Here is a 25,834-nt window from a genome sequence, read left to right as displayed (position 1 = left end):
TCGAATTTTAGTCAATACCGGTAGGGCAGATTGATTGGACGCCAGCTGATTGTGGTGACCTGCTGCATCGTTTCCTCTCAAGGAGTTGGATTGGAGTATGCCCGTTAATCTGCCGTTTAAATCCGTTACACTATGATGTCTTCTATCCCAAGGATTTCACCGTTGTAGTGACTAACTTGTCCGATAAAGACCTCGATTTCAGTAAGTTATGTTTACAAGCGTCCTCTGCTAACAAATTACTCCTTCAATTTAACTAAAGAATCTTTTATGAACAAACGCCTATTTGCTGTTTTTCCCGCCATTATTCTTTCAGGCTGTGCTGCCACATGGGAACCGTTAGGTACGCCAACAATGACCCTGCAAGAGGCGAATAACCTTTGCGAAACTGAGTCATTAGCTCAGTACCCGGTTAAAAATGAGGTCGCTACCAGAAGCGTTGAAAAGCAGGTTTCATTGAAATGCAATAAAGATGACGATGGTTGTAATAGTAGTGGTTATAAATATGAAAATAAATTAGGCGTTGAAAGCTACCCCTTGGACGTGAATATAAATAGCCGGAAAGCTGCATTTACTGCCTGCATGGCAAAAAAAGGTTGGAAAAACACCAGCTGGCTATAAATAGCAGGCCGCGTTTCTGAAGTCTGCATTTTTGATGCAAAGAGCTGTGCTCCAGGCTGATACAACGCCCGGAGCACAAAATGGGATTTTGCGGGTAACGAAATCTTTGGTGGGGACCGAAAATGCCACAATTTATTTAGTAAACTCCTCTTCTGTATCAACTCTATCGCAGATCACCTCTACACCAGAAAACGACACCTTACCAGCTCCCTCTCCCTGTGGGAGAGGGTTGGGGTGAGGGGCCAGTAAAGCCAGTGTCTCAAGCCGTGCCGGGGTCAAAGGAACTCTTGGTTGCGGTAGGGGCCAGTCAAACAGATGTCGGGCCGCTGTAGCGCAGATTTTCCCCTGGCAAGCCCCCATACCGCAGCGGCTATGCAGTTTGCTGGTTGCCCAGCCCGTTTCGGCATCAATTTCCCCCAGCGTTATATCCTCACAGCGGCACAGAAAGGTGTCGGCAGCGCCGAGGGTTTTCAGCGTTGGGTTGAGTACAAACGTCTGGCTGACAGCGGCGGCAAAACGCCGCCATACGCTACGTTTTGCCAACAATGCCTGAGCACGTACGATATTACCGCTGGCGGCATACCCGGCAATTGCACCTTCCGCCAAGGCAAGTTCACTTCCCCCCACACCGGTACATTCACCCGCCGCATACAGGTTGGCCACGCTGGTTTGTTGCAATGCATCAACGGCAATGGCCGCATTCTCTATTCTGCACCCCAATAGCATGGCTAATTCGATATTCGCCACCAGCCCGAATCCACAGGCTAGCCGATCGCAGGCGATCGTACGAACCTGCTCCCCTTGTTGGACGCGAACTGCGGTCAGCCGCTGCTCGCCTAGCGCTTCCACTACATAGCTATTGAGGCGATAGCGGCGGTTAATCAAGCGTAATGACTGCCGTACTTTCGCTGGCCAATGCCACAACCCGCTGGCGAATCTCGCCAGGCGTTTCATCTGGGCTTGTTCGGCCAGCAGTATGACCTTACCACCCGCTTTGGTGACGCTATCGGCAACCGCCAGTAGCAAAGGTCCGCTGCCTGCAATGACGATCCTTTCGCCTTGCAGCGATAAGCCATTTTTGAGCTGCGCCTGTAAGCCGCCAGCCCCTGTTACGCCCGGTAGCGTCCAGCCAGGGAAGGGCAATAACAGCTCGCGCGCACCGCAGCATAAGATTAAGCGCTGATAGTTGATCGTCCCGCAACCCTGGGCATTTTCATACAGCAGTTGCTGCGGGCCGCTTTGCGCCACGACTTTAGTCGCACTGAGCAGGGTGACGTTATCCAACGCCTCAACGGCTTGCCGATAGCGTAGGGCGATCGCGGGTAAGGTGATCGCTGTCCCATCACGCCAGATTTGCCCACCAGGCCGAGGGTTATCATCAAGCATGACTATGCGTTGCCGGCTTTCGCCTGCGGCCAGCGCTGCTGCCAATCCGGCAGGGCCAGCACCAATAATCAACACTTCGCATTGCAGGTTGTTCATTTCTCCCCGCTCCTTTCGATACTCATCTCGGGTTGGCACAAGGTTTGGCAGGCCAACTGCTGTACGCCATTTATGCTCACTCGGCATTCCTGGCACACGCCCATACCACAAAAGGGCGCGCGTGGCTGCTGGCTGACGGAGATCCGGCAATGATCTTGTCCACTTAAGCTGAGTGCGGCGGCCACGGTGATACCTTCCTGTACCTGATAAGGTTGCCCGGCAATGGTTAAGGCGTTCAGTTTCATTGGTGGGCCTCGTTTGTAGTGAACATTCGCGCGGCTCGATAAGGGGAGTCATCAATTGCTGTGCGCTGCTTTTGGATTTGTGCGGCGATCAAAGCGGCGCTGCCCATTGCAGTGGTTACGCCCAGCCCTTCATGGCCCAGAGCCAACCACAGCCATGGATAAGCCGGGTGGGGTCCTAACAGGGGTAAGCCATCCGCCGATGCTGCCCGAACCCCCGCCCAGCAGCGGATGAGGCTCATGGTTGCCAATGCGGGCAGAAACTCTGCGGCACGCTTGAGCATGGTGGCGAGCAACGGCATGTCGATTGCCGGATCGAGCGAATCAAACTGGCGTGAGGAACCGATCAGCAACTGACCGGTTGGCCGAGCCTGCACGTTAAAGGCCACCGAGGTCCCATCAGAAGCATGCGCACTAGCCCCATAACCCAACTCAACCAATTGGTGCCTAACCCGTTGCGGGTATCGATCGGTGATCGCCAGTTGGCCTTTTTTCGCTCTGAGCAGCGGGGTTGGTAACAGCTTGTCGGCGTGTAATCCGCAAGCTAGCGTTATCACCGGCGCGCTAAGCCGTTCGCCGTTGGACAGTATCACCGCCTGTTGTTCCAACGCGACCACTTCGCCGTAAACTCGCCGTACCGCATCCTCCGCATCTTCAACCAACCAGCGCGCAGCATTAGGGGCATAAATAATGCCATCCCCCGGCACGCGCAATCCTCCGGCCAAGCCGCTACGCAACATAGGTTCATGCTGTACGACTTGTTGTGAGTCCATGAGTTCACTGTTGACTCCAAGTGCTGCCATCCGCAGCTGCTTCACTTCGGCAATCGCCATTTCTTGCGGTTTTTCCGCTAACCACAGCGTACCGCAGCCGCGCCAGGCACAGTTATCCGGCATACGGCCCAGCACGCTGCGCCACAAATGTAGGGAGTAGGCACTCAGCGCCAGCTCTGCGGGGTTATCATCCATGCAAACCAAATGGCCCATGCCCGCAGCGGTGGCGCCAGGGCGGCGATCGTCAATCAGTAACACTCGTAACCCTTGTTGTGCTAACTGCCACGCGCAGGCAGCACCGATAATGCCTGCGCCAATGACAATCACATCGGCGGTTGCCATTAACGTATCCCCCAGGCGAAAGCGTCACGCTCATCCAGCAACAGTTGGCTATCGGCGCAAATAAAAGCCTCCCCGCGAATGAACGGCGTCACACAGTTGTCTTCACTAGGCTGGTAAAATCCGCTGAATTCACTGCCGATCACGCTGGCCTGCCGCCATACTTCACCTGGCTGTAATTTACCGTCTGCCGCCAGGCAGGCGAGTTTGGCGCTGGTCCCGGTGCCGCAGGGCGAGCGATCGTAAGCCTTGCCGGGGCATAACACGAAATTGCGGCTATCGGCACGTTCATCGGCGGCGAAAAGCTCAATATGATCGATGATCCCTCCGTCTTCACCGTAGATCCCCGCGTTTTCGAGCGCCAGCCGTACCGCCCAGCTAAAGGCCGTTAGCGCTTCCAGATTGTGGGTGTCGATCGCCAAATGATGATCGCTGATGAGAAAGAACCAGTTGCCCCCCCAGGCGATATCGCCGGTTACCTCGCCATAGCCGTCAACGGTCACGGCTACCTGCTGGCGGTAGCGATAGGCGGGGACATTCTCAATGGTTACGCTGCCATCAGCATGTAGCGTGGCGTTCACCGTCCCAACCGGGGTTTCGATCAGGTGTTCGCCAGCGCTGATGCGCCCCAGGTAAGCCAGGGAAGTGATTAATCCAATCGTGCCGTGGCCGCACATGCCCAGATAACCGGCGTTATTGAAAAAGATCACCCCGGCCGCGGCTTGCGGTGAGCAGGGCTGGCACAGTAACGCCCCCACCAGGACATCGTTGCCCCGGGGTTCCAGAATGATGGCGCTGCGCCAGTCATCATAGCGTTGTGCGAAAAGCGCCTTTCGCTCGGCCATGCTGCCACTGCCCAGGTCGGGAAAACCGTCGATAATCAGCCGGGTGGGTTCACCACCGGTATGGGAATCGATCGCTCGTAAGGTGATGAAGGGGGATGCAGGTATCATCGGAGCCTCTCAAGGTTAATTAATTGTTACTAATCACCTAAGACTGACCGAAAGCTACCCTTGCGGCTTGACCTGTTTCGGCAAAGGCCATGCCGAAATCAGCACAGTGCCAAATTGCCTGAGCGAACCCATCATTCAGGGGGTAATAAAAAGTATTTATTTATCAGAATATTAATTATTTTTCAGCGCCAAAATTTGATTAGATAGCCTGAAACCTGCCAAAAGTTTGCGGTGATCCGCATATTAGAAACAACGCGCTTGATAAGTTACAGAAAAGTTAATACTGATCCAGGTGAGTTAAAAATAGCCAATTATGGCCACTTGCTGAAAAGGGTATTGCTATGCGATTAACCTCAAGCTTTCAGGCTCCTCCGCTCACTCCTTGCGTTGAGCTGCAACCACAAGAGTGCTTTGCTGTCGAACACCTCACCCAGTTCTGTGACGGGTTGGTGCAACAGCGTCCCCATTCGTTACATAGCGTATTGAACTCGCTGGCATTGATTGCGCCGCTGCTTAATGCCATTCCCAATGTGGTGTTTTTTATCAAGGATGTGCAGGCCCGCTATCTGCTGGCCAATCTCACCTTGGCCAAACGCTGTGGTTTTAAAACGGTGACGCCGCTGTTGGGTAAAACCTCGGCAGACGTTTTCCCAACCCAGTTGGGTTCAGGTTATACCGAGCAAGATCTGCGGGTGTTACACCAAGGAGTACAGATCCAGGATCAGCTTGAAATGCACCTATACAGCGGCCGCGAAACGGGCTGGTGCCTGACGCAAAAGCTGGCGCTGTATGACCAGCAGGGCAAGATTATCGGCATGGCTGGGATCTCACATGATTTGCAGGAAGCGAAGGCTAACCACCCGGCCTATCAGCGATTGGCGGCGTTGGATGTTTATATCCGCCAGCATTACGGCAGGCCGATCGCGATGGAAGAGTTGAGGGCGCTGACCGGCCTTTCCGTGGCGCAAATCGAGCGCTACTGTAAACGTATTTTCCACCTGACGCCGCGCCAGATGATCCACAAAGTCCGGCTAGAGAAAGCCACAGAACTCCTGGCCAGTGATATGCCAATTACCGATATCGCATTGCAATGCGGTTATACCGATCACAGCGCTTTCAGCCGCCAGTTCAAGGCCATGACCGGTGCTAGCCCCCGCGATTTTCGGGCCACATTAGTTTCCTAATTAGCTGAAATTATGAATTTTATGATGCAACTGCGTCACAGGCTTCGCTGCGTGCAATTCCCCCTCATTATGCCAATTTCGTCCTCGCATTCGGTGAAAACCGTCAAGCCGCTGCCGAGAATACCGGTCAATCTGTTATTGAATTTCACCATAAATTAACCTGCAATTAACATTTCAAGCAAAAGGGACCCATACGATGAGCAATAAAGCGATTAACTGGAGTGGGGTATTTCCGGCAGTCAGTACGCAATTTCGCAGCGATTTTTCTCTGGATCTTGATGCTACCCATGCGGTGATCAAAAACCTGGTCAAAGACGGTGTCTCTGGCCTGGTCGTCTGCGGCACCGTGGGTGAAAACACCTCGCTGACGATGCAGGAGAAACTGGCGGTGATCGAGGTGGCGAAAGACGCCGCACAAGGCAAAATACCGGTGATCGCCGGGATTGCCGAATTCACCACCGCCTTTGCACAGAATATGGCGCGCGAAGCGGAAAAAGCCGGTATCGACGGCGTGATGGTGATGCCTGCGCTGGTTTATTCATCCAAACCGCACGAAACCGCAGCGCACTTCCGCAGCGTGGCCACCGCCACCGATCTGCCGATCATGGTCTACAACAACCCGCCGATTTATAAAAACGATGTCACACCTGACATTCTCACCACGTTAGTCGACTGCGACAACATCGTCTGTTTCAAAGACTCTTCTGGCGATACCCGCCGCTTTATCGATTTACGCAATGCGGTTGGCGATCGTTTCGTGTTGTTCGCAGGGTTGGACGACGTGGTCCTGGAAAGCCTCGCCGTAGGAGCAGAAGGGTGGATATCCGGCATGTCCAACGCATTCCCACGCGAAGGGGAAACCTTGTTCCGGCTGGCGAAGCAAAAGCGTTTCGAAGAAGCACTGGCCCTGTATAGCTGGTTTATGCCGTTGCTGCATCTGGATGCGCGCCCAGACCTGGTGCAGTGCATCAAGCTTTGTGAAGAGCTGGTCGGCCGTGGCAGCGCGGTGACCCGTCCACCACGTTTGGCATTGCAGGGGGAAACGCTGCAAGAAGTGACGACGGTTATAAAAACAGCCCTGGCCAACCGTCCGACTCTGCCAGATGTCGGCCTGTGATCTCTCAAGGAAGCCCGGCATTTAGTCGGGCTATAACAGGCAATCGAACAGGGGAAACCAATGCCAACTCACAACACATACGCCCTTAACGGCAAACAGTTTATTGGCGGGCAGCGGATAGCTAGCGGTAACGCCGAACTCATCAGCCTACGGGCTGATAATAACCAGCCAACAGGCTATCGCTTCCATCAGGCCAGCATTGCCGAGGTTGATGCCGCAGCGCAGGCCTCTGCCCGAGCTTTTAGCGCCTATAGCCAAACCAGCGCCGAGCAGCGGGCGGATTTTTTCGCCGCCATAGCCGATGAATTGGACGCGTTAGGGGAGGAGTTTTTTGCCTTTGCCACACAAGAGACCGCGCTGCCTATCCCTCGTCTGATTGGTGAGCGCGCTAGAACCAGCGGGCAGATGCGACTGTTTGCCGAACTGCTACGCAGCGGCCGCGTGCACGGGGCGAGAATTGATTGCGCATTACCAGAGCGTACACCGCTGCCAAGGCCTGATTTACGCCAGTATCGCGTCGCCATCGGTCCTGTGGCGGTGTTTGGTGCCAGTAATTTCCCGCTGGCGTTCTCTACCGCCGGGGGTGATACCGCTGCCGCGCTGGCCGCCGGTTGCCCGGTGGTGTTCAAGGCACATAGTGGTCATATGATCACTGCGGAATTGACCGCGCAGGCTATTGAGCGTGCGGTGCAAAAACAGCAGATGCCTGCGGGTGTCTTCAATATGGTGTTCGGCAGCAGCATCGGTGCGGATTTGGTGCAACATCCGGCGATCCAGGCGGTAGGGTTCACCGGCTCGTTGCAAGGTGGCCGGGCATTATTTGATTTGGCGATGCAACGTCCACACCCCATCCCGGTGTTTGCCGAAATGTCGAGCATCAACCCGGTGGTGGTCTTGCCACAGGCATTGGCTCAGCGTGGTGAAAAAATTGCGCAAGAGCTGGTTGCCTCTTTCACGCTCGGTTGCGGTCAATTCTGCACCAAGCCGGGGCTGATTATCGGCCAGCGCAGCCCGGCCTTCAGCCAGTTGATCGCCGATTTACAAACTCAGGTTAATGCCTGCCCGCCACAAACCATGCTGAATGCCGGTACGCGGGATCATTATCTGAGTGGCTTGCAGAGATGGGATCAACATCCTCAGCTACGGCATCTGGCCGGAAGCAGGGCAGAACACCCCCATCTGGCGGTAGCCCAGCTCTATCAGGCCGACAGTGGCTTGTTACTTAACGCCGAGCCGCTGTTGCAGGAAGAAGTCTTTGGCCCCGTGGCGATCGTTGTTGAAGTCGCAGACCGGGCGCAACTGCTTGCCGCACTGGAAAACCTGCAAGGGCAACTCACCGCCACGCTACTGGCTGAACAGGAAGATCTTGGTGAGGCGAGTGAATTGGCGCAATTACTGATCCACAAAGCAGGGCGTGTGCTGTTTAACGGCTACCCGACCGGTGTGGAAGTCTGCGAAGCCATGGTGCACGGCGGCCCTTATCCGGCGACCAGCGATCCCCGTGGTACATCGGTCGGTACGCTGGCTATCGAGCGGTTTTTGCGCCCGGTCTGCCTGCAAAACTACCCGGCAGCGCTGTTACCCCCTGCGCTACAAGACAGCAATCCACTGAACCTGTTGCGCCTGGTCAACGGTGAATACACCCGCGCAGCCCTCCATTCACCTGCGGCAATGAAATAATTCGAAAGGTAATGCTATGACCATACAGGGAAAATTTAAAAAGCAGCTGACGTTAACCGATCTGACGTTTATCGGCCTGGGCGCGATTTTTGGTTCCGGCTGGCTGTTCGCCGCCAGCCATGTTGCTGCCATCGCGGGCCCTGCGGGGATCTATTCGTGGCTGATCGGTGGGCTCGCTGTACTGCTGCTGGGCATTGTTTATTGCGAGCTGGGTGCCGCGCTTCCCCGTGCCGGTGGCATCATTCGTTACCCGGTGTTTTCCCATGGGGAGCTGATGGGGTATCTGTTGGGGTTCATCACACTGATTGCGTTCTCCAGCCTGATCTCGATCGAGGTCGTCGCCGCCCGGCAATATGCAGCAGCCTGGTTCCCCGCTCTCAGCCAGCCAGGCTCGGGCGATCCCACGTTGATCGGTTGGCTGACGCAATTTATCTTGCTGTGTTTGTTCTTTACGCTGAATTACTACAGCGTGAAGACGTTTGCCAAATCCAACAACCTGATCAGCATACTCAAGTTCATCGTGCCGGTGCTGGTGATCGTGGTACTGTTCACCTTCTTCAAGCCTGAAAACCTGCACAGCCAAGGCTTTGCGCCCTTTGGTTCCGCCGGGGTGGAAGCGGCGATTTCCGCCGGTGGGATCATCTTCGCCTATCTGGGGCTGACGCCAATTATCTCGGTGGCCAGCGAAGTCCAAAAGCCACAGCGAACCATCCCGATCGCGCTGATCCTGTCGGTGGTGCTTTCCACCATTATCTATGTGCTGCTGCAACTGGCTTTCCTCGGCAGTATTCCAAGCGAAATGCTGAGCGGTGGCTGGCAAGATATCAGCAAGCACTTTTCTCTGCCGTACCGCGATATTGCCGTTACGCTGGGGATGGGGTGGTTGGCTTTTCTGGTGGTGAGCGACGCGATCGTTTCACCGAGCGGCACGGGCAATATCTATATGAATGCCACGCCGCGAGTTGTGTATGGTTGGGCGCGGGCAGGGACTTTCTTCAAAATTTTTACCCGCGTCGATGGTGGGTCGGGGATCCCGCGTCCTGCACTTTGGCTGACTTTCGGGCTGGCTATCTTCTGGACTTTGCCGTTCCCTTCCTGGGAAAAGCTGATCGGAGTGGTCTCCGCCGCACTGGTACTTAGCTATGCCATTGCCCCGGTTACCGCCGCCGGGCTACGCCGCAATGCACCGAATTTGCCACGGCCGTTCTTTGTCTGGGGATTTAGCGTGTTAGGACCGGTGTCATTCATCATTTCTGCATTGATCGTTTACTGGTCAGGCTGGAACACCGTCTCCTGGTTGCTTGGCCTGCAAATTCTGATGTTCTTTGTCTATATTTTGTTTAAAAACAAAGTGCCGACTCACGCCGTCAGCCTGAAGCAGCAGATTTGGTCCTCGCTGTGGCTGATCGCTTTCTACGCCTTGATCATCGTGGCTTCCTATCTCGGCAGTTTTGGCGGCATCAATGCTATTGGCCACCCATGGGACACCCTGCTGGTAGCGGCCATCGCGCTGCTGATTTATTACTGGGGAGCTTACACCTGTTTACCTCAGGCAAATTTTGTCGGGGACGAGGAAGAGTAATGCTAAAGGAGGAAACGACCATGACCAACACCGTCAATCTTACGTTGCCAGAGGCCTATCAACTGGCGTACCGAGCCTTGCACAGTAATGGTTTCAGCGCCAGACATGCCGATGCGGTGGCAAAGAACGTCGCCGCCGGTGAACGTGATGGCTGCCATTCCCATGGTTTGTATCGTGTATTGGGCTGTGTTCGATCGCTGCATGCCGGCAAAGTGATGGCAGATGCCGAACCGACGTTCACCGACAGCGCTCCGGCGATTTTACGCGTAGACGCGCAGGGTGCGTTCTCGTTGGTGGCCTATCAAGCGGCGCTGCCTGCCTTTATCACCAAAGTTCGTCACTGTGGTATTGCCGCACTGGCGATCAATCATTGCGTCCACTTCTCTGCGCTATGGGCGGATATCGAGCCGCTTACCGAACAGGGATTGGTAGCGTTGGCTTGTACCCCAAGCCATGCCTGGGTAACGCCTGCCGGGGGGAGCCAGCCCTTGTTTGGTACCAACCCGATCGCCTTTGGTTGGCCACGCCAGGGACAAGCCCCGTTTGTGTTTGATATGGCGACCAGCGCAACTGCACGCGGTGAGATTGAGCTGCATCGCCGAGCGAATAAACCGCTGCCAGAAGGTTGGGGAATCGATAGTCACGGCAAACCGTCCACCGATGCCGCCAGCGTACTGCAAGGCGCAATGTTGACGTTTGGTGGCCATAAGGGCTCAGCATTGGCAGCGATGGTGGAGCTGATTGCCGGGCCGCTGATTGGTGATATGACCAGCAAAGAATCGTTGGCTTACGACCAATCAACAGGCTCTTCACCTTATGGCGGAGAGCTGATCATTGCCATGGATCCTGAGCGTTTTCTGGGGGCGGAGAAGGAAGAGCATTTCGCCAGAGCGGAAGGGCTTTTTAATGATATGGCAGAGCAAGGGGCCCGTATCCCCGGGGCGCGGCGTTTTAAGGCGCGCCAGCACAGTGAGCAGTTCGGTGTGACATTACCGCTGACGTTATATAAAGAGATTGTGGCGTTGTGTCAGTAATCCCTGGCAGGCTCATCGTTTACCGATGGGCCGATGTGTTTCCCGTTAAATACTCTCTTATGCTGTGATATAGATCTGCAAGAAACAATATGTTAACAATGTTGAAACAATTTATTCAGCGGTAATATCAAAGAGATCGTTTGGTAAACTTCATTCTGGCTTGGAAAACGCCCATGCTCGGCTGGATCATGCTGGTTGAGATAGCTACGCTCAGTTATCTTTGGGGTTCCAGTTCCTGGCTGCCCGCTTACCTGACCAATGAACGTGGCTTTTCCATCAAGCAAATGGGTTGGCTAGCATCACTACCCTTTATTATCAGTATCTTCTCCAAGTATCTTGGCGGGGTGATCCTGGATCGCGTTCGGCCACAGCAGATGCCATTGATTTTTGCCTTTGGCGGGGCAGCAACGGCTATCTGTATGCTAGGCGTGATGCTGAGCTCACAAAGTGGCTGGCTGGCCGTGTTCCTGCTATCGGCCAACGCTTGTTGGGGGGCACAAGGTGCGGCAATTCCCACCCTGATCCAACACCATGCCAAAACAGAAAGCGTTGGTTCTGCCTACGGGCTGATCAACGGCGTGGATAATATCTTTTCGGCATTCATTCCCTTGCTGATGGGGCTGGTGATGATGTCGTTTGGCACCGTCTCTTCAGGCTTTTCCGTGCTGGTGGCCTCGCAGATTGTGACTATGTTCGCTGGTGGGATGCTGTTTATTCGCATGCAAGGTAACCGGCAATTCACCACGGCGTGGTGAACGTGAAGGGCTTGGCATTGCTAGTCGATCCGCAATTCGGCAGCAAGCAGCTCCAGCATGGCATCCACTTTTGGCTGCAGTTGCCGCCCAATAGGCCATACCAGATTGAGCGGCAGACCGTCAGTCGTCAGTTCCGGTAGGATTTGCACCAATTCACCGCGTGCAATTTCATCGCAGACCAGCCATGTTGCCAACTGTGCGATACCGCATCCAGCCTTAACGGCGGCAACCTGAGCTTCGCCATTTCCGACAATAATGCGGCCCTCCATCGTGCGCCGCTCAATCATTCCAGCATCATGCGCGATCAGCCACGGGCCCGTGGTTCCATCGGCCTTACCATAGAGCACGGCATCATGGCGTGACAGTTCGGCGGACGATGTCGGTGTCCCGTTGCGGGCCAGGTAATCGGGCGAGGCGCAGAAAATGAGGCGTTCACAGCCCAGGTAGCGATGGCCAACTGAGGTAGGCCAATGATCCGGGCCACCGATACGCACCGCCACGTCAATGGCTTCTTCAAGCAAATCAACGAAGCGATCGGTCAAAGAGACATGCGGGCGTAAGTGCGGGTGTTGCTGTGAGAACTGGAGCAGTAGCGGCCAGACCCGAAGGCGGCCAAATGTCGCCGGAGCATCTAGCCGCAGACGACCCATCGGTTCGCTGTGCTGTGCGGCGAGCACGGCTTCAGCTTCTTCCAAATCGGCCAGCACTCGTACGCAAGTGCGGTAGAACGCTGCCCCCGCATCCGTCAGAGCCAAGCGGCGGGTGGTGCGCTCGAAAAGCCGGGTCTCTAGCCGATCTTCTAGGCGCGCCACACTTTTGCTGACGGCAGAGCTGGTCAGGTGCAATTGCTCTGCCGCTGCCGTGAAACTGCCTGCATCGGCCGTCGCCACGAAGGTTTCGATGCCCTTAAGCCGCTCCGATGGGATCATGCTGCCCTCACTTACTCAGGAATTAAATTCAATAATGTCGGTAAAATATATCAATAATGAGAATATATTTCTTAAATATACTAAGGGCAACAGCAATTCCCCATGTAGGAGCCTTTTTGATGTCTTCGATTACCGTACCGGGCACCGCCATTTCGGCGAGTCGTAGCCGCCTTTCCATCGTCATTCTTGCGGTGGCGGCTTTCGTCATCGTCACGACCGAATACCTGATCGTCGGACTATTGCCAGCATTGGCACGCGACTTGGATATTTCAATTTCCGCTGCTGGCCAATTCGTTACCTTGTTCGCCTTCACGGTGATGCTGTTCGGACCTGTGCTGATTGCGCTGTTGTCACACATTGAACGTAAGCGCCTATTCATTGCGATTCTGATGATCTTTAGCCTCTCAAACGCTCTGGCCGCAATCGCTCCGAACGTTTGGGTGCTTGCGATTGCCAGGTTCATTCCCGCCCTGGTGCTGCCCGTGTTCTGGGGGACGGCCAGTGAGACGGCCGGACAGATTGCCGGGCCGCATCGTGCCGGTCGCGCAGTATCGCAGGTGTATCTGGGGATCTCAGCCGCCTTACTGTTTGGTATTCCACTGGGAACGCTAGCGTCGGACCTTATCGGCTGGCGCGGCACGTTCTGGATACTGGCCGGGCTGTCGCTGGTTATGACATTGGCCCTGGCGATCTTCATGCCGACTCTGGCACGCCCCGAACGGCTTAGGCTGGCAGAACAGACTCGCATCCTCAAAGACCCGTATTTTGTCGGTAACGTTGTGTTATCGGTCGTTGTGTTCACCGCAATGTTTACGGCTTACACTTATCTAGCCGACATGCTGGAGCGCATCGCCGGTGTGGCTCCGGCGCAAGTCGGTTGGTGGCTCATGGGCTTCGGTGCTATCGGCCTGGTCGGTAACTGGCTGGGCGGGCGCTTTGTAGACCGCAGCCCATTGGGCGCTACTGCCATATTCTCTTTATTGCTGGGCATAGGCATGATGGCCAGCGTACCAGCGGCAGACTCGCTCATTCTGTTATGCTTGGCACTTGCGCTTTGGGGTATTGCCTATACTGCACTGTTTCCAATCTGTCAGGTTCGGGTGATGAAGTCCGCCTCACACGCTCAGGCGCTAGCCGGAACGTTGAACGTCTCTGCTGCCAATGCCGGTACGGGCCTTGGCGCCATTATCGGTGGCCTGGTGATCCCTCAATGGGGATTGGAAAACATCGGTTTCGTTGCCACAGGCATCGCGATAACGGCCATTTTGCTGGCGGTTTGGCTTGTACGCTTTCGGCGGCAAAGCGCGAAATAAGCAGGAAAGGGAAGGTGACCGTCTATGCGGTCACCTTGGCAAAAATCACGACTCAACTAAATTGCTTCAATCTTTCAAAGCCTTGCTCCAGGTCGGCTTTCAGTTCATCCATATCCTCCAGCCCAATCTGCAAGCGCAGCGCCCGGCCGCCGGGTTGCCACTGCGTCACGGTGCGGTATTCGGCACAGTTAAACGGGATCACCAGGCTTTCAAAACCTCCCCACGAATAACCCATCGCAAAAATCGACATGTTATCCAACATGTTATCAACACCAGCCTTGGTATATTCCGGCTGCAAAATGATAGAGAACAGGCCCGAAGAACCTGTAAAGTCGCGTTTCCAGAATTCATGCCCTGGGCAATCAGGGAAGGCCGGGTGGAGCACTTTCAATACCTCCGGGCGGGATTTTAGCCAATGAGCCATCTCCAGCCCGCGCTTTTCGGCCTCCTTCAAGCGTAAGTACATGGTCCTCAAACCCCGTAGGGCGAGAAAACAGTCTTCTGCGCCCGGCAACATCGCCATCAGATCATAGGTTTCGCGTAATTTAGGCCACCAGGCATCATTGGCTGAAACAACGCCCATCAGTAAATCGGAATGCCCGCCCAAATACTTGGTACCCGCCTCTACGGAAATATCACAACCATGTTCATGGGCGCGGAAAAATACCGGCGTTGCCCAGGTATTATCAATAATGGTGGCGATCCCTTGCTGTTTTGCCAGCGCCGCCATGGTTGGAATATCCTGGATTTCAAAACTTTGAGAGCCAGGAGATTCTAAAAACAGGGTGGTAGTGTTAGGGCGGAACAAGGTGCCGATGTCTGCGCCAATCAATGGATCATAGTAGGTGGTTTCGATCCCCATTTTGCCCAACATCCCAGCACAAAACAGGCGAGTAGGTTTGTACACGCTGTCAGGCATTAACAGGTGATCGCCTGCTTTCAACGTGGTGAGCAATGCCAGCGCAATTGCGCCCAGCCCGGAGGGTGAGAGCACTGTTCCTGCCGCTCCAGCCAGTTCGCTCCACGCATTTTCTAGATTAGCGATCGTGGGTGTGCCCATCGTCCCGTAGTTAAACTCGGCTCGGTTATGCTCAATATCGCTGACGGTAGGAAAAATAACCGTTGAACCCCGATAAACCGCTGCGTTGACAAATCCGGCCTGTTTGGCAGGATCTCGGCCGATCTGTGTAATCCGGGTGCCGATGCTGAAATCCGAGCTTGGTGATTTACTCATTGCTAACCTCATCGTTTATTCGAAAAATTTAAAGAAGGGGGACAGGCAAAGCAAAATACCGAAGAAAGTGATAAACCAAACGGCGGGCCCCTTAAACTTATGAAGTGCTTCGACTTTATACACCAGATAGCAAGGGATCAAGCATGATACCAACCCGAACAAAGGGCTCCCCAGTTGCATAAAGAACAGGATAGAGAAGCGGGTTGAAATCCACGCCCATAACCCCAGCACAACGCCAACGCTGATGGCAATGTGAAGCACTTTTTGATTGATTTTTTCTTCCGGAATAAAACGGCAGATAATATTAGTCACAATCCCTTTGATCGCCTCCTGGAACCCTAAATAAATCCCGAGAAACGCCGTTAAGATGGCGAAAATATTCAGCAAGGCGCTCATTACTCTCACAACAGATCCGGGAATAACCTGGGCTGCAATAGCTAATGCAGAGATATTTTGCTCAAAAGCGGAAACAGCCTGCTCATGGCTGATAGCAAAAGTGAACGAGAAGGCAAAGAACAATACCGCAACCGCCAGGATAATATAAGCAACACGGTTGGCGCGGATAGCTCGATAGGTGGCAATACGTTTATCCGATTCAACTTTGCGATAAGCAATGTTCATCGGGCTAAGTATCTGAACAAACAGAATGGAGAAAAGGGTAAAGGGTAACGTCAAAAACACGTCGCGCATAAATGGCAGCAGTTCAGGGAAAGCAGTAATATTATTCAAGTTCCAATGTGGAACCATCACGACCCCTAATACAACGATAATCCCAAATTTAACGCACACCATCGGGCCGGAGACCTTGAACAACAACCGTTCCCCTTGAGCGGCAATGCTGACCAAGGCAACCAGCACCACCAACCCATACCAGATGGAGTCTGACAGCAAGCCTTCCGTCAGCCCAAAGGTCTGAATATAGGAGGCGCTGTCAAAAGTAACGGCCAGGGAATAAGAAAACATGCCGTGTAGTAACATCAGGAAATAGGCAATACCTAGCCAAAACCCCCAGTTTTTCCCGAGATATTGCGTAATGACGTTAGTATAGTCTTGGCAATCTTCACTTTCTGATAATGTTTTAAGGTAAAGACTTTGCAACAAATAAATCGCCGGATAAGAAATGATAACCGAAGTGATAAATACCCAAATGCCTTTAATGCCCACTTGAACTGGCATGAAAACAATGCCGGAACCGATGGCCATACCTATGCAGAGAATAACCCATCCGAAGTCATATCGGGTAAACGGAATGCTTTTATACGCGTCTTTAGACTTGATATCTGTATTTATTATGCTATTCATCATTGTCTTCCTGTCGCAAGATGATCACAGCCGTGTTCTCACGAAATGAGAAGTTATGTAAAACATCGCGTTTGCCAGAGGTAACCTTATCTGACATAGAAACATAGTACGTACTGGTAAGTAAAACTTAAAGCAGCTAGCGGTGTTATTAAATGAAAATACTTGTGCGTGAAACGCAAAAGTTGATGGCTGTCTTATTTTATGTGCTTTTTATGAAAATTGACTGAAAGGGTTGGTAGCGTCGCTATCTAGTGAGTATAGTCAATTATAATGTATAGGAATTTTACTAACTTAGCGTTTTTTTGCTAGCCTGATATCAGATCCATGCAGCCGTATAAATTCACAAAGGGGTACCGGCAGATGATGTCGTCAACCAGGGGTTCCGTTTCATTCAAGGCAAAAATCGACAACTACGCCATCTTCCGACAGTTGGAAATCTTTATCAAGGTCGTTGAATGTAACAGTTTTTCTGCCGCAGCGCTGAAGTTGAACCTCACGCCGTCATCGGTGAGCCGCAGCATTTCCCAACTGGAAGAGTATCTTGGCATCGTTTTGCTGAAAAGGACCACGCGTAACCTAATTTTGACCGAGCCAGGCAAATATCTGCTGTTCCGGGCGCAGCACCTGCTGGCGGATCTGGATGACTCCTTGGTTAATACCTCCAGTTTCCGCAGCCACCCACAGGGCCAGCTCAAAATTACCTGTTCAATTGCCTTCGGCGTTACCCATCTGATGCGTTTGTACAGTGACTATAGAGAGATCAACCCCGACGTCAGATTGTCTGTCGATTTAAATGACCAAAGCGTCAACCTTAACGAAGAGAATATCGATATTGCGCTGCGTATTACCGCACACCCGCCGAGTAATTTTGCTTTGCGCAAAATCTGTAAGATCAACTGGGTTTATTGCGCCAGCCGGCGCTACTTTGAACGCCGTGGCCTGCCGAAAACCCTGGCAGACCTGGAGGATCACGACTGCCTGATCAATCCAAACGTTTCTGATAACTGGCACTTTATTGGCGGCGATGGGCATTCGTTAAAAATCAATAACATCGTCGAGGTGAACAGTACCTTGGGGCTGCTACAGGCTGCGCTCCATCATCAGGGGATCGTCAATCTGCCGACCTACATGCTGGGTGACCATATCGCTGATGGCGAGTTGATCCCCATTTTGCTGGATCACGAAGCTAAAGAGCATGAGTACCATCTTTTCGCACTGTACCATCCAGGGCATTATCAAGACCCCAAGGTGAGAAGCTTTATTGATTTTATTGTGGAAAAAATCTCATCGACGCCTGCCTGGGACGATTGGATGGCAGGGTAGCAAAGAGTTGAGCCAACCAAATGGATTTACCCGTGGTAAACCGCTTCTATGTTGTAACCGTCGGGATCAAGGACATATGCTGCATAATAATGTTGATGATAATGAGGACGGTAACCCGGTTCACCATTGGGGAGTGCACCTGCGGCGATAGCCGCTTTATAAAACAGTTCGACTTCCTCAGTAGAGCCAGCACGAAAAGCGATATGGTTTCTTGGGGTATGAGGCGTTCCTTGCGAAATCCAGAAATCCCCGCCTGGGTCGTCGCCATTTTTTGCAACTTTTGCTCCGAAGCCATAGGCACTGCCTAGACTCAGGCGAACTTCATAATGCAGAGATGAAAGTACTGTACTATAAAAATCCTTGCTTTTTTCTACGTTAGAAACGTTGATGCCGGTGTGATCTATCATGAAAACCTCTCAAACATAACATTTCGACACTCAATTTAACTTATATTGAGCGGAAGTACACGGACAGTGGTAGCAAATAGGCAGGCGTTTCAGGGGCGCGTAAACGCCCCATTTAACTTACTCAAATAACCTACGGTGTAGCGCTACAACCGCGCTGTCAGCGACTTCGCTTGGTAGCATGAAGCAAAGATTATCATTCGATGCGCCATGGAAAATCATGCGCACGGCATACTCATCCAGATCCACAAATGTATCCCGGCATACGCCCGCGCCACGATGGAGTTGATTGCCAATCAGCGTGACCAAGGCCAGCCCGGTTTCAATCTCAACTCGGCAATGAGAAGAGAGTGCTGTAAGCAACGCGGTGGTCAGGGTGTGATCTTCTCCCGAAGTGGATCCCGTGGAATTCAGGGCTAGCGCTATACAGCTCTCGGAGGTGGTAACCAGGTCCACATCAACCCGATGTTCTGCCAGAATCGCGAACATTTCGGCAAAGAATCTGTATGCAGGTTGCGTATGCAGGTCGTGCAATCTCAACAACGTCTGTTTACGGCGAATGGCAATCGCACGATAAAGTGGCGGATTCTCTGTCTCACGGCGAACCAGCGTTCCACCGGCAGCGGTATTTTTGCTGGACCCTACAAAGACCGGGATATTTTTCCGCATCGCGGGTAACAGGGTCGCCGGATGGAGCACTTTCGCACCAAAAGCAGCCATGTCGCTGGCTTCGGAAAAGGAGATATGGTCAATACGCCGGGCCTGCGCCACAATGCGCGGATCGGTGGTGTAGATCCCGGCCACATCAGTCCAGATATCGACACGTGCGGCCTGCAATGCTTCCCCAAGCAGGGAGGCGGTGTAGTCGCTACCGCCCCGGCCCAGCGTGGTGGTATGCCCGGCATCATCACTGCCGATAAAACCCTGGGTGATAACAATCGCCTGCTCAATACGCGGCCGCAGATGGGCTTCTGCCTGATCCTCGACCAGGTTGATATTGGGTTCGGCGCAACCGTAAAGGTTGTTGGTTCGAATGACTTTACGGGCATCAAACCATTCCGCTTGCGCTTCACGTTCACGAAGCACTTCAGCAAATAACAGGCTCGACATCAACTCGCCATGGCTGACCAGTTCATCACTCAGCGCCGTGGAAGGCATTGTCAATGCCGTCTCGGCAAGGCGGGCAATATTTTCAAGGAGCTGATCGATTTCTTTGCTGATGACCAGCGGCGCTTTCAGGCGGGAAATAATGTTGTACTGGATAGTGCGAAGGGTATCAATTTTATCCATACGATCACGACTTTCCAGCCCTTCAGAAAGTTCGACCAATAGATTTGTGACCCCTGCGGAGGCAGACAAAACGACCAGGCGGACGTGGTCATCAGCAAGAACAATGCCGGCACTGCGATTCATCGCGTCAAAGTCAGCAACGCTGGTACCGCCAAACTTGGCAACGACGAATTGTGGATAAATGCGTGTCATAACAATCTCATATCAGGGCGCCATAAAAAATGGCAAGAAAATTTTCATTCTCGGCATAAGGGAAGCACGCTTCGCCTTACGAAATGTCCGCCCGCGAACATTTCTGATGACAACCCAGGAAAGCCTCCTGTTGTCGATAACGTGTATTGCCTCTTACGCGTTACCGGTGTGATGCGCATTAATTCTTTATTTACGGAGAGTAAAATAAGCGCGCCATAGTAAGTGATTTATCTTAATGGATCGACATTTTTATTTTATTTCGTAATAAATCAGTGAAAAAGAATGCCTTACAGGCCAGAACCTAACATTCTTAACGGTAAAATCGTGTAACAAAAGAATAAAACCATATCAATACGATGGTTTTCATGACGTTGTATCCAATCTTGGCATTCGCAACGCTTTGCGCGACAGTGGTAACAAAAATTAATGCATGATTAAAGGTAAGTTATTGTTATGATTTGACTTTAAAGGGTTAATTGCGTGCTAAAACAAATGATTGAGTACACCATTAAAATGCTATATATTGGCCGCGTTTTTACAGGCAATCCCCTTAACCTTTTATTCAACCCGGCGTTAATAATACCCGAGGTTGTGGGAGTGATATGATGACGGATAAAGTCCGTATTGATACTTTAAGTGCTAGTTCATTACCACAAAGCAATGATACCTTTTTAGCGAGACAGGCCGAGTTTGAGTCTAACGTCAGAAGCTATCCACGAAAACTGCCATTGGCAATTGCCAAAGCGCAGGGCGTTTGGATTACTGATGTTGAAAATAATCAATATCTTGATTGTCTTGCAGGCGCTGGGACTCTGGCGCTGGGTCATAATCATCCTGACGTGCTTCAAAGCATTCAAAGTGTCATCAACAGCGGCTTACCGTTACATACGCTGGACCTTACCACACCTCTGAAAGACGAATTTTCCTCCTATTTACTCTCTTTATTACCGGGCCAGGGCAAAGAGTATTGCCTGCAATTCACCGGTCCGTCTGGCGCTGATGCGGTTGAAGCCGCGCTCAAACTGGCTAAAAAAGTAACCGGCCGTTCAAGCATCATCAGTTTCTCCGGCGGCTACCACGGTATGACGCACGGTGCGCTCTCCGTAACAGGTAACCTGTCACCAAAAGAAGCCGTCAGCAACATGATGCCGGAAGTGCAGTTTATGCCTTATCCGAATCAGTATCGCTGCCCGCTGGGCATCGGTGGCGAAGCAGGCGTAAAAGCGCTGACGTACTACTTCGATAACTTGATCAACGACGTGGAAAGCGGCGTACGCAAACCAGCGGCGGTGATCCTCGAAGCGGTGCAGGGCGAGGGTGGTGTGAACCCAGCTCCGGCCGAGTGGCTGCAGCGCATCCGTAAAGTTACGCAGGACCATGGCATTCTGCTGATCATCGACGAAGTTCAGGCTGGTTTCGCACGCACCGGTAAGCTGTTCGCGTTTGAACACGCAGGTATCGAGCCAGACATCATCGTTATGTCTAAAGCTGTCGGTGGCGGTCTGCCGTTGGCCGTACTGGGCATCAAAAAACAGTTTGACGCATGGGCTCCAGGCCACCATACCGGAACATTCCGCGGTAACCAGTTGGCAATGGCCACCGGTCTGACCACGCTTAAGCACCTTAAAGACAACGCCATTGCGGATAAAGTTGCCGCCCAGGGCGAGTGGCTGAAAGGCAAACTGGCCGAACTGCAAAAACGTTACCCGGCTATCGGCCATGTACGCGGCCTGGGCCTGATGATCGGCATTGAAATCGTGAAGCCTAACGAAGCACAGGATCACATGGGATGCTATCCGGCGGATGGCGAGCTTTCGGCATTGCTGCAGAAAAAATGCTTCGAATCCGGTCTGATTCTGGAGCGAGGCGGCCGTCATGGTTGCGTACTGCGCCTGTTGCCATCACTGCTGATCACCGACGCTGAGCTGGAAATTTTCCTCGATAAATTTGAAAACGCCTTGCTGGCCACTGGCATGGAGCCGGTTTAATCGGAGTTAACGATCGTGTCTGATAACAACCCAATTCTCTCCGGTTCGGCGCAAAGTATCGCCGCCTACCAGGATGCCATTGAGCAAAGCAGCAAAGCCGTTATCGAATGGTTAAAGCAGCCAGAAATGTATCAGGGGAAAACCGTCGACCAGCTGCGCGAGCGCATTCAGTTGAACTTTACCTCTCAGGGCCTGGGTAACCAGGCCGCCATTGAGCGTGCAGTTGAGTATTTCCTCAAGGACAGCCTCTCTGTACATCACGCACAATGTGTGGCGCATTTGCACTGCCCGAGCCTGGTGATTAGCCAGGCAGCAGAGGTGCTGATCAATGCCACTAACCAGAGCATGGACTCCTGGGATCAAAGCCCGTCAGCCACCATCATTGAGATCAAACTCATCGAGTGGCTGCGTGAGCAGATAGGATACAGCGCCGGTGATGCCGGCGTGTTCACCAGTGGCGGTACCCAGAGTAACCTTATGGGGCTGATGCTGGCGCGTGATGCTTTCTTCGCGCGTCAGGGGCACTCCGTTCAGCAGCACGGTTTAACGGGCGATCTGAGCAAAATCAAAGTGTTCTGCTCCGAAAGCGCGCACTTCTCCGTGCAAAAAAACATGGCATTGATGGGGCTGGGCTACCAGTCAGTCACCCAGGTGAAAACCGATGCGTTCTCGCGTATGGATATCGCTGACCTGAAAACCAAACTGGCGCAGGCGAAAGCCAACGGTGAGAAGGTGATGGCGATTGTGGCCACCGCCGGTACGACCGATGCGGGTGCGATTGATCCGTTAGTGGAAATTACCGCGCTGGCCGCACAGGAAAATATCTGGGTTCATGTTGATGCCGCATGGGGAGGGGCGCTACTGCTTTCTGAGAAGTATCGCCACTACCTGAACGGCCTGGAATCCGCAGATTCCGTGACACTGGATTTCCACAAGCAGTTCTTCCAGACCATCAGCTGCGGCGCATTCCTGCTGAAAGATGCACGGCATTACGAGCTGATGCGTTATCAGGCGGCGTACCTGAACTCTGATTTTGACGAAGAACACGGCGTACCGAATCTGGTGTCAAAATCACTGCAAACCACACGTCGTTTTGATGCTCTGAAGCTGTGGATGGGTCTTGAAGCTTTAGGTAAAAAGCAGTACGCCGCAATCATTGATAATGGCGTTACACTGTCACAACAAGTTGCTGCGTTTGTTTCTGCACAACCGCATCTGGAACTGGTTATGCAGCCACAGTTGGCAAGCGTACTGTTCCGTTTCCGCCCAGAAAGCGGCGATCGCGCTTTTATCGCGCTGTTGAACCAACGTATCGGCGATGTTCTGTTAGCATCAGGTAGCGCCAACGTTGGGGTAACAGAAGCAGATGGCGTAACCTGTCTGAAGCTGACACTGCTGAATCCAACGGTTTGTCTGGAGGACGTAAAAATCCTGCTGACCAGCGTGAAAGAGACGGCTGAAAAATTGCTCAACGCGTAATCCTTTTTAGTAGCCGAAACTGCGTCGAGTTGCTAGTCAATTCGGCGCAGCCGAAAGGCTTCCTCTGATGAAATCTACTGGGTAATGACAGCCATTAGTTCTCAGATTTCACGTAGCGCGATCAAAAAAGGAGGGCGTTTTGTACGATATTGCACAGCTTTTGCCAGTAATCCAATCACTAGAGGTTCAACTCCATCAGTCGGCAACGCGTACCGATGCCAATCTCGTTGGAAAATTGCTGCATGACGATTTTGAAGAGATCGGCTGTTCCGGGCTGCACTATGACAGACAGCAAACCATTGAGGCGCTAAAGTTGGAAAGCGGCCAGCCAGAGATTTTTGCCGAAGAGTTCAAACTGGTGAAGATTGCCGATGGTGCCGTATTGTTGAGGTATAAAAGTTTTCAACGTGATGTGCATGGCAGCATAGTTCGCCGTGCCGAGCGTTCTTCGATCTGGTTGCAATCGTCACAAGAGCGCGGAGGCCATTGGCAGATGAGTTTTCATCAAGGCACACAGATCGAGGATTGAAGCCGACTGTGTATCAACTCGAATAATCGCCACTCATTGAACCAACTTCTAGAAAACCAAGCAATCAAAGCGTGAAGATGAGGTGAGATAAGCCTAGCGGGATACCTGCAAGCGAGTGATGAAGATCGGAAATCCGAACTCCACGTTTAGCTATTGGAGGCAAATAACTCACCTGTCTCAAACCGGGCCTAGGACTACTCATCGATTATCATATTGTTATTATTGTATTTTTACCCCCCCCACACAAACCCACTTCATGAACTAGCTCTGAATGGCCATTTTCTGGCTCTTTTTACCCATTTCAGGCAGTTTTGGTTCATGAACCATTCTATGTAGTTGAGATGCTTGTGCAAACGGTCTTTGCACGTGAAATCACGTTGTACATCAGCATATCGCCCCAGGTAATCATGCAAGCACACAGTCACATTTTTTCGTAAACAAAAAATGATCCGCCTAAAAATTTTCGCCGGCATGCTCAATCTGCCACGCAGTGCAATAGATGAGACCCTCGAAGAGAATAAGCAATGACAAGCTTGTAGTTGTGTCAATCTTCGGGCAAAGGCGACATTAAGAAAGAAAAAAGGGAGTTGGAGTATCTCAAAGTCCTCAAGTGATTATTTGTTAATCTTAACTTAGATAAAAGCTGTCACATATCATCATTTTCAAAGCCGCCACTTGATTTTATTGACTTTTATGGCAATCTTAACTCATTAGGTTCATTGATGAATTGGAAGTTGCATGCAGGGTGCACAGAACCTGAGGGCGGTAGCGTCTAAAAAAACAAATAATGTATAACGCGTAGTGATGTGAAGTATGCGCGTAAACTACTTCCTTACGGTAAGGTATGGCGCTATACAGAATTATAGCGTTAACGAGTATAGAATTCGGCGCTGTGCATACCATCCAAGGTAGGCAAGCCAGTGCGGGGATATTTTTTTTCGAGGGTAGAGTGATATTTTATGGGGAACTATAGTGAAAGGGTGTAATTATATTGTATTGTTCATATTATTGTTTTTGAGTGGCTATTCATATTCTGCTAGTGTCATTGATTGTCGCGATTTATCTCGCGTTAGTATTAATGATTGTAAGGATGAACGTTTTTTATTAATGATGGATGACATTAAGTTATTAAAGGAAAGTAATGAGAAAATGTCAGCCCTTAATAATGGAAAATATAGCATTGATGATTTAAATAAAACCGCAATAAAAAACAGGGCGGACCTAGATAGTATTTCATTCTCCGCCAATTCATCTTTCTATTTAATAACCTTGCTTGCAGCTCTATTTAGTGGCTCTGTTGTTTTTTTAACATACACTTATCGAGTTGAAAGAAAGGAAATAAAAAATAAAATCATAGAGCTCACCACTGACTATATAAATAAAAATAACAAGCTAATAATTGATACGGTAACTTCCATTTTAGAAAAAGATGATTGTGAGATAATAAACAATTCTTCTGACAACTGGTTTGAACGAAACAAAGAAACAATAACCAATATAATAATATTGAAGGTTGATAGGTTATCAAATGAAAATGCAATTAATGAAAGTGATATTGACAATGAAGTCGATACTAATAACAAAAGTGTGAATAGCATTAATGATGGATTTGATGTTGATGTTAATAATAATGTGAATGATGAACTTGCCGTTAATGATAATGTTAATACAAGAGCAAGGAGTTATAAAAAAGAGAGTGAGGGTGATTCAGAATTAAAAACCGCCATAAAGCTGTTAAATGCAGCTTATAACTCAGCGGGTGAGGCGAAGCAGGCAGGCTATGATGCACTGATAGCGCGCTTTGAGGGCAGCGACAACAATGCAATCTTACTGCGCGTAGCCATGGCGATGTTCAATAAAGCTTTTAACGCAACTGGTGAGGCGAAGCAGGCCGGCTATGATGCATTGATAGCGCGCTTTGAGGGCAGCGACGACAATGCCATTTTACTGCAGGTTGCCAAGGCGATGTACAGTAAAGCGTACAATGCAGCGAGTGAGGCGGCGAAGCAGACTGGCTATGATGCGCTGATAGCGCGCTTTGAGGGCAGCGACGACAATAAAATCTTACTGCGCGTAGCCATGGCGATGTTCA

22 protein-coding genes and 1 pseudogene are annotated in these 25,834 nt (G+C 51.7%); 14 read left to right on the top strand and 9 right to left on the bottom strand.

Going from position 1 to position 25,834, the window contains the following annotated elements; all coding sequences use genetic code 11:
- The first annotated feature begins 14 nt into the window (after window positions 1-14).
- Together AC6HVW_RS12655 and AC6HVW_RS12650 are read left to right on the top strand one after the other, a co-directional pair.
- Entirely contained in the window at window positions 15-257 is a 243-nt protein-coding gene (locus AC6HVW_RS12655) for a DUF4354 family protein (protein WP_497569498.1), read from the top strand.
- Between the two features lie 10 nt (window positions 258-267).
- Window positions 268-618 (top strand): hypothetical protein, encoded by a 351-nt coding sequence (locus AC6HVW_RS12650; protein ID WP_039995080.1) that lies wholly within the window; start codon window positions 268-270, stop codon window positions 616-618.
- Window positions 619-750: 132 nt separating this feature from the next.
- Here the strand turns inward: AC6HVW_RS12650 and AC6HVW_RS12645 are convergent, their stop codons facing one another.
- From AC6HVW_RS12645 to AC6HVW_RS12630, 4 genes are read right to left on the bottom strand one after another with little or no spacing between them, the layout of a single operon-like run.
- Window positions 751-2,100, bottom strand: a complete 1,350-nt coding sequence (locus AC6HVW_RS12645; RefSeq protein ID WP_497569459.1) for an FAD-dependent oxidoreductase — start codon at window positions 2,098-2,100, stop codon at window positions 751-753.
- Window positions 2,097-2,345, bottom strand: a complete 249-nt coding sequence (locus tag AC6HVW_RS12640; RefSeq protein WP_071683547.1) for a (2Fe-2S)-binding protein — start codon at window positions 2,343-2,345, stop codon at window positions 2,097-2,099. Before AC6HVW_RS12640 ends, AC6HVW_RS12645 begins: the two co-directional genes overlap by 4 nt.
- Window positions 2,342-3,457, bottom strand: coding sequence for an NAD(P)/FAD-dependent oxidoreductase (locus tag AC6HVW_RS12635; protein WP_071683548.1), 1,116 nt, complete (start codon window positions 3,455-3,457; stop codon window positions 2,342-2,344). The genes AC6HVW_RS12640 and AC6HVW_RS12635 overlap by 4 nt, the downstream gene beginning before the upstream one ends.
- The gene (locus tag AC6HVW_RS12630) at window positions 3,457-4,407 is read right to left on the bottom strand and encodes a 4-hydroxyproline epimerase (protein WP_071683549.1); all 951 of its coding nucleotides are present in this window, start codon (window positions 4,405-4,407) and stop codon (window positions 3,457-3,459) included. The genes AC6HVW_RS12635 and AC6HVW_RS12630 overlap by 1 nt, the downstream gene beginning before the upstream one ends.
- 341 nt (window positions 4,408-4,748) lie before the next feature.
- On the opposite strand from AC6HVW_RS12630, the gene AC6HVW_RS12625 reads away from it, so the two are divergent.
- The 6 genes and pseudogenes from AC6HVW_RS12625 to AC6HVW_RS12600 form a co-directional block, all read left to right on the top strand.
- Window positions 4,749-5,591: an AraC family transcriptional regulator gene (locus tag AC6HVW_RS12625; RefSeq protein WP_071683550.1), complete on the top strand. Its 843-nt coding sequence runs from the start codon at window positions 4,749-4,751 to the stop codon at window positions 5,589-5,591.
- Window positions 5,592-5,787: 196 nt separating this feature from the next.
- On the top strand, window positions 5,788-6,708 hold the full coding sequence (locus AC6HVW_RS12620) for a dihydrodipicolinate synthase family protein (RefSeq protein WP_071683551.1): 921 nt from the start codon (window positions 5,788-5,790) through the stop codon (window positions 6,706-6,708).
- A 60-nt stretch (window positions 6,709-6,768) separates the two neighbouring features.
- Window positions 6,769-8,388, top strand: a complete 1,620-nt coding sequence (locus AC6HVW_RS12615; protein WP_497569458.1) for an aldehyde dehydrogenase (NADP(+)) — start codon at window positions 6,769-6,771, stop codon at window positions 8,386-8,388.
- Window positions 8,389-8,404: 16 nt separating this feature from the next.
- Window positions 8,405-9,970: an APC family permease gene (locus AC6HVW_RS12610; protein WP_497569457.1), complete on the top strand. Its 1,566-nt coding sequence runs from the start codon at window positions 8,405-8,407 to the stop codon at window positions 9,968-9,970.
- A gap of 20 nt (window positions 9,971-9,990) precedes the next feature.
- Window positions 9,991-11,004 (top strand): Ldh family oxidoreductase, encoded by a 1,014-nt coding sequence (locus tag AC6HVW_RS12605; protein WP_186486954.1) that lies wholly within the window; start codon window positions 9,991-9,993, stop codon window positions 11,002-11,004.
- A gap of 149 nt (window positions 11,005-11,153) precedes the next feature.
- Window positions 11,154-11,759: pseudogene (locus AC6HVW_RS12600) on the top strand (MFS transporter); the annotation flags it as partial.
- A gap of 20 nt (window positions 11,760-11,779) precedes the next feature.
- Here the strand turns inward: AC6HVW_RS12600 and AC6HVW_RS12595 are convergent.
- Window positions 11,780-12,688 carry a LysR family transcriptional regulator gene (locus AC6HVW_RS12595; RefSeq protein WP_186486945.1) on the bottom strand — a complete coding sequence of 303 codons (909 nt, stop codon included), beginning with the start codon at window positions 12,686-12,688 and terminating at the stop codon, window positions 11,780-11,782.
- Window positions 12,689-12,807: 119 nt separating this feature from the next.
- Here AC6HVW_RS12595 and AC6HVW_RS12590 point away from each other — a divergent pair, with 119 nt between their 5' ends.
- The gene (locus tag AC6HVW_RS12590; protein WP_186486944.1) at window positions 12,808-14,001 is read left to right on the top strand and encodes an MFS transporter; all 1,194 of its coding nucleotides are present in this window, start codon (window positions 12,808-12,810) and stop codon (window positions 13,999-14,001) included.
- Between the two features lie 52 nt (window positions 14,002-14,053).
- Here AC6HVW_RS12590 and metC read toward each other — a convergent pair whose 3' ends face one another.
- Together metC and AC6HVW_RS12580 are read right to left on the bottom strand one after the other, a co-directional pair.
- Entirely contained in the window at window positions 14,054-15,235 is a 1,182-nt protein-coding gene (gene metC, locus AC6HVW_RS12585; RefSeq protein WP_059200804.1) for a cystathionine beta-lyase, read from the bottom strand.
- A gap of 15 nt (window positions 15,236-15,250) precedes the next feature.
- Window positions 15,251-16,537, bottom strand: coding sequence for an amino acid permease (locus AC6HVW_RS12580; protein WP_037375894.1), 1,287 nt, complete (start codon window positions 16,535-16,537; stop codon window positions 15,251-15,253).
- Between the two features lie 363 nt (window positions 16,538-16,900).
- Here AC6HVW_RS12580 and AC6HVW_RS12575 point away from each other — a divergent pair, with 363 nt between their 5' ends.
- A complete protein-coding gene (locus AC6HVW_RS12575; protein WP_186486953.1) occupies window positions 16,901-17,860 on the top strand; it encodes a LysR family transcriptional regulator in 960 nt (319 codons plus the stop codon).
- Window positions 17,861-17,886: 26 nt separating this feature from the next.
- On the opposite strand, the gene AC6HVW_RS12570 is transcribed toward AC6HVW_RS12575, so the two are convergent.
- Window positions 17,887-18,267 carry a VOC family protein gene (locus AC6HVW_RS12570; RefSeq protein WP_071683554.1) on the bottom strand — a complete coding sequence of 127 codons (381 nt, stop codon included), beginning with the start codon at window positions 18,265-18,267 and terminating at the stop codon, window positions 17,887-17,889.
- Window positions 18,268-18,384: 117 nt separating this feature from the next.
- Window positions 18,385-19,746, bottom strand: a complete 1,362-nt coding sequence (gene lysC / locus AC6HVW_RS12565; protein WP_071683555.1) for a lysine-sensitive aspartokinase 3 — start codon at window positions 19,744-19,746, stop codon at window positions 18,385-18,387.
- 602 nt (window positions 19,747-20,348) lie between these two features.
- On the opposite strand from lysC, the gene AC6HVW_RS12560 reads away from it, so the two are divergent.
- The 4 genes from AC6HVW_RS12560 to AC6HVW_RS12545 all read left to right on the top strand — a co-directional run.
- Window positions 20,349-21,734: a diaminobutyrate--2-oxoglutarate transaminase gene (locus AC6HVW_RS12560; RefSeq protein ID WP_186486943.1), complete on the top strand. Its 1,386-nt coding sequence runs from the start codon at window positions 20,349-20,351 to the stop codon at window positions 21,732-21,734.
- Window positions 21,735-21,749: 15 nt separating this feature from the next.
- Window positions 21,750-23,213 carry a pyridoxal phosphate-dependent decarboxylase family protein gene (locus tag AC6HVW_RS12555; protein ID WP_186486942.1) on the top strand — a complete coding sequence of 488 codons (1,464 nt, stop codon included), beginning with the start codon at window positions 21,750-21,752 and terminating at the stop codon, window positions 23,211-23,213.
- Between the two features lie 139 nt (window positions 23,214-23,352).
- Window positions 23,353-23,742, top strand: coding sequence for a nuclear transport factor 2 family protein (locus tag AC6HVW_RS12550; RefSeq protein ID WP_186486941.1), 390 nt, complete (start codon window positions 23,353-23,355; stop codon window positions 23,740-23,742).
- Between the two features lie 972 nt (window positions 23,743-24,714).
- Window positions 24,715-25,834: hypothetical protein (locus tag AC6HVW_RS12545; RefSeq protein WP_497569456.1), on the top strand; the 1,120-nt coding region annotated here is incomplete at its 3' end.

Source organism: Serratia sp. NCCP-200, from assembly GCF_059697885.1.
This window is presented reverse-complemented; position numbering and strand designations above follow the sequence as displayed.

Excerpts from the sequence above, each read along its gene's own strand:
- AC6HVW_RS12650 (WP_039995080.1), top strand. The coding sequence starts at position 268 with ATGAACAAACGCCTATTTGCTGTTTTTCCCGCCATTATTCTTTCAGGC.
- AC6HVW_RS12645 (WP_497569459.1), bottom strand. The coding sequence starts at position 2,100 with ATGAACAACCTGCAATGCGAAGTGTTGATTATTGGTGCTGGCCCTGCC.
- AC6HVW_RS12640 (WP_071683547.1), bottom strand. The coding sequence starts at position 2,345 with ATGAAACTGAACGCCTTAACCATTGCCGGGCAACCTTATCAGGTACAG.
- AC6HVW_RS12635 (WP_071683548.1), bottom strand. The coding sequence starts at position 3,457 with ATGGCAACCGCCGATGTGATTGTCATTGGCGCAGGCATTATCGGTGCT.
- AC6HVW_RS12630 (WP_071683549.1), bottom strand. The coding sequence starts at position 4,407 with ATGATACCTGCATCCCCCTTCATCACCTTACGAGCGATCGATTCCCAT.
- AC6HVW_RS12625 (WP_071683550.1), top strand. The coding sequence starts at position 4,749 with ATGCGATTAACCTCAAGCTTTCAGGCTCCTCCGCTCACTCCTTGCGTT.
- AC6HVW_RS12620 (WP_071683551.1), top strand. The coding sequence starts at position 5,788 with ATGAGCAATAAAGCGATTAACTGGAGTGGGGTATTTCCGGCAGTCAGT.
- AC6HVW_RS12615 (WP_497569458.1), top strand. The coding sequence starts at position 6,769 with ATGCCAACTCACAACACATACGCCCTTAACGGCAAACAGTTTATTGGC.
- AC6HVW_RS12610 (WP_497569457.1), top strand. The coding sequence starts at position 8,405 with ATGACCATACAGGGAAAATTTAAAAAGCAGCTGACGTTAACCGATCTG.
- AC6HVW_RS12605 (WP_186486954.1), top strand. The coding sequence starts at position 9,991 with ATGACCAACACCGTCAATCTTACGTTGCCAGAGGCCTATCAACTGGCG.
- AC6HVW_RS12595 (WP_186486945.1), bottom strand. The coding sequence starts at position 12,688 with ATGATCCCATCGGAGCGGCTTAAGGGCATCGAAACCTTCGTGGCGACG.
- AC6HVW_RS12590 (WP_186486944.1), top strand. The coding sequence starts at position 12,808 with ATGTCTTCGATTACCGTACCGGGCACCGCCATTTCGGCGAGTCGTAGC.
- metC (WP_059200804.1), bottom strand. The coding sequence starts at position 15,235 with ATGAGTAAATCACCAAGCTCGGATTTCAGCATCGGCACCCGGATTACA.
- AC6HVW_RS12580 (WP_037375894.1), bottom strand. The coding sequence starts at position 16,537 with ATGAATAGCATAATAAATACAGATATCAAGTCTAAAGACGCGTATAAA.
- AC6HVW_RS12575 (WP_186486953.1), top strand. The coding sequence starts at position 16,901 with ATGTCGTCAACCAGGGGTTCCGTTTCATTCAAGGCAAAAATCGACAAC.
- AC6HVW_RS12570 (WP_071683554.1), bottom strand. The coding sequence starts at position 18,267 with ATGATAGATCACACCGGCATCAACGTTTCTAACGTAGAAAAAAGCAAG.
- lysC (WP_071683555.1), bottom strand. The coding sequence starts at position 19,746 with ATGACACGCATTTATCCACAATTCGTCGTTGCCAAGTTTGGCGGTACC.
- AC6HVW_RS12560 (WP_186486943.1), top strand. The coding sequence starts at position 20,349 with ATGATGACGGATAAAGTCCGTATTGATACTTTAAGTGCTAGTTCATTA.